Here is a 3,566-nt window from a genome sequence, read left to right as displayed (position 1 = left end):
TGCCGGAAGAGGTCGAACATCTCGACGCGGGCATTGGCGCTGCCGCTGTCGGAGACGAAACGTTGGAGCAGAGCGTCGAAGAAGCCGTAATAGCCGGCGAGCGCGATCGCCAGCGGCAGCAGAGCGGCGAGCATGATCACCAGCGCGGCGCCCAAGAGGTTGACTCGCCCGGTCCTGAGCTGTGCCAGGCCCTGTATCAGTAGATAGACGCCGCCGAGCAGGATCGTCAGCACCATGCCCGAGCGGCCGCCGAAGGCGACCAGCGCGCAGAACTGCAAGCCGACAAGCGCCAGCCTGAGCGGCGTCGACAGCGAGCGCGAACCCGACAGCAGCGACAGCACATAGATCGAGGTGACCGTGGCATTGGAGAGCGGATGCCCCTGCAGCGCGGTGGAGCGCAGATCATTGACGAACACGGCGCCGTCGAACCTGTAGGGGAACACCAGATGCTTGGTGCCGAACTCGAACAGCGCCATCAGCGCGTTCACCGTCATGACGGCATGGATGACGATCCGCAGCTGGGCAAAGGTCTTCTCATCGTCCTCGCTAAGCAGCAGCACGACCAGCGCCGGGGCGACGAACGTGTCGATCATGCCGGCCATGCCGGGGCGCTGCCTGAGGATGACGACGAACAGAAGCACCGTCGAGATCACCGCCATCAGCATCGTTGCCGGCCGCTTGTTGGTGACATGGACCACATAGCCGACCGGATTGCCGAAGGTGCAGGCGCGCCAGACGAAGACGAGCACGAAGAGATAGGTGGACGGGTGGATCTTGCTCAGCGGGCTGCCCTGCAGACCGTCGTAATTGTAGCCTGCCAGCCACAGCATGCCGCCCGAGATGGAAAACAGAAGCAGCACCGCAACGGTGATGCCAAGACGGGTCAGCGTGTCAACCGGAACAGTGCGCTGGCCCGCCATGCCGTAGCCCGGGGCCGGGACAGGCCGGGCGGGACCAGCCAGGATCGAGGCCATGTCAGGCCGCCTCGTCGACCAGCATGGCGCCGGTCGGCAACCGTCCCATGACGGAGACCGCTTCGGAGGTCGAGGCGACGTCGCGCATCGGGGTCGCGTTCAGCCTGGCGACGAGCAGGATCTCGTCGGCCATGGCGACCAGCGGCAGGACGTTGAGGTCGTCGGCCAGCGCGCCGCCGTCGATGACGACGAGCTCGAAACTGCGATTGGCCTCGGCCAGCATGCGGTGGGCGAAATAGAGCGCCTGCGCTTCCTGGAACACCGCTGCCGGCCGGCCCCGGCCGATGAGCGCCACCGAACTGCCGGGCGCATAGCGGCTGACCGCGTCGAGCGGATATTCGCCGCGCAGCACGTCGAGCACGCCGGGCTGCGGGTCCTTCTGGCCCTTGCCGGCATTGATGTCGATGAACAGCACGCGGCGGCCCCTGGCGGCGGCCGCGTTGGCGAGCTGCCATGCCACCCTCGAGCGCTGCGCCTTGTCCTCGGGCGACGACGCCACCAGGATGGAGGGCACCAGCGGCCAGTCCGACGGACGCCTGGTGGCGGCGGCGATACGCTGCAGCGCGAGCCCCGCCACGGCATCGGTCTTCTGGGCGGCAGCGCCGGAGCGGCGGCGTCCCCTGCCCGGCAGCACGCCCAGCACCGGCGCCTCGATGGCTGACTGCATCTGGTTGGCGGAAAGCACGGTCGGCGAAAGATATTCGGCGATCAGCGCCATGCCGATGCCCAGCGCCAGCCCGCCGAACACGGCGCCGAACACAAGCAGCCCCTTCGGCGGCCAGCTCTTCTTCAGCGCCGGCATGGCATTGGAGATGATGCGGGCATTGGTGCTGTCGACATTGGTCTGCTCGCGTGTTTCCTGGGCGCGTTGCAGGTAGTTGGCATAGACGGTGCGCACGGCGTCGAGGTCGCGCTGCAATTCGCGCAGACGCACCGATGCCTGGTCGGTATCGAGCGATTTCGACTTGAGCGCCGCCACCTTGGCCTGCAGCGCCTGCTGGTTGGCCAGGGATCGTTCATAATCGGTCTCCGCGGCGGTGACGATGCGGCCGAGCTCGCGCTGGATCAGCACGCGCAGGTCGCGCAGCTGCTGCTGGGCGGCGATCATCGAGGGGTGGCGCGGCCCGAGCCCGGTGCCGAGCTGCGCGATCTGGTCGACCAGCGCCGCTTCCTGCGCCCTGAGGCTTGAAATCGTCGACGAGCGTGTGGCTTCCGAGGTCGCGTCCGGCGCGCCGCCCTGCCTGCGCAGCTGATCGACCTGCGCCTTGAGCTGCTGGGTGCGCGCCTGCGCGGCGGTCAGCTCGGCATTGAGCCCGGTCAGTTCCTGGTCGCTCACCAGATTGCCCTGCGCCATCACCATGTTGTGCTGCGAGCGATAGGCCTCGACCGCGTTCTCGGCCTGCTCGACGCGCTTGCGCTGTTCGTCGAGCCGCGCGGTGATCGCCTCGGAGGCCTTGGCGGCCTTTTCCTTGCGCGCGTCGGCCTGGTCGGCAAGGTAGGCGGTGGCGATGGCGTTGGCGATGTCCGACGCCTTCTGCGGGCTCTTGGCGGTGATGATGATGTTGAGCACCAGAACCTTGTCGTCGCGCTTCACAGCGAGGACACGGCGCAGCGAATCCAGCGTGGTCGCCGTCCTGTCGGTGTCGCTGTCGCCGAAGAGCATGCCCATCCAGCGCCCGAGACCGCCCTGCCCGTTGAACTCCGGATCCTCGGTGAGATTCTCCGCCTTGATCGCGCGCAGCAGCACGCCGTTCGACTGCGCGACGCTGACCTGGCTCTCGACCTGGGTGATGCCGCCGTCGGGCGAGATGCGGCTCGGATTTACGTCGTTGGTGACGACCTGGAGGTCCTCGGGATCGACGATGATCTGCGCCGTCGAGGAGTAGAGCGCCGGCGTCAGCATGGTGTAGACAAGCGTCAATCCGGTGAGCAGCGCGGTGACGGCGAGGATCAGGAAGCGGCGCCGCAGCAGGATGCGGCCGAGATCGCCAAGCTCGACCGTGGCAGCCGCTGGCGCCGGTGCGGGCGCGTAATAGGCTGGCGCCGGCGCGACCGCCTCCGGAGCGTTCTGCTGGGGCACCATGAGCAGGGGTGGTTGCAAAGGTCGCTCCGACAACGCTCCATCGGCCGGCAAGACGAGAAATGCGGCGTTGGCCTAGCTATTCCCGGCAACGATTAAAACACTGTTAATTATGTTCATAAATTGGGGCTGCCCTGGCACGAAGTTTGCACCGACACGGTGGAAATTAGGTGCAGCTGAAATTGGAGACATCGTGCGCATGCGGCGGGAACTAGAACCGGCGGGCCTGCCTGCCGGCTCCGGAGGCGAGTCGCCCGGGGACCGGCCATGCGCCTGAGCCTGCGCCTCGACGGCGACCGCGTGCGCGCTTTCCATGTCGCGCTGGCCGAAAGGCTGTCGCAGCTGCCCGGGATCGAGCTTTGCGTCGACGCGCGTCCGGCGGCGGGCGGTGTGCCGCAGGCGGCCGAGGCGCTGTTCCAGCTTGAGACGCTTATCCACCGCCTGCCCGCCGATGGGACGGCTAGGCGTGTGCCAATTTCGATGCTGGCCGGCCATGCGAGAGCGTCCCAGCC

At 67.3% G+C, this 3,566-nt stretch carries 2 protein-coding genes and 1 pseudogene; 1 reads left to right on the top strand and 2 read right to left on the bottom strand.

Translation table 11 applies throughout. The features are described from left to right. A partial coding sequence (locus tag EOA27_RS27720) for a VpsF family polysaccharide biosynthesis protein (protein WP_127257748.1) occupies nt 1-974 on the bottom strand: 974 nt, incomplete at its 3' end. A gap of 1 nt (nt 975) precedes the next feature. Further along, complete coding sequence (locus EOA27_RS27715) at nt 976-3,075, bottom strand: Wzz/FepE/Etk N-terminal domain-containing protein (protein WP_126083315.1); 2,100 nt, start codon at nt 3,073-3,075, stop codon at nt 976-978. Nucleotides 3,076-3,321: 246 nt separating this feature from the next. Between EOA27_RS27715 and EOA27_RS27710 the strand changes: the two are divergent. Beyond that, nucleotides 3,322-3,566: pseudogene (locus EOA27_RS27710) on the top strand (formyl transferase); the annotation flags it as partial.

This window comes from Mesorhizobium sp. M2A.F.Ca.ET.037.01.1.1 (genome assembly GCF_003998075.1).
In the GTDB taxonomy this organism is placed as follows: domain Bacteria; phylum Pseudomonadota; class Alphaproteobacteria; order Rhizobiales; family Rhizobiaceae; genus Mesorhizobium.
This window is presented reverse-complemented; position numbering and strand designations above follow the sequence as displayed.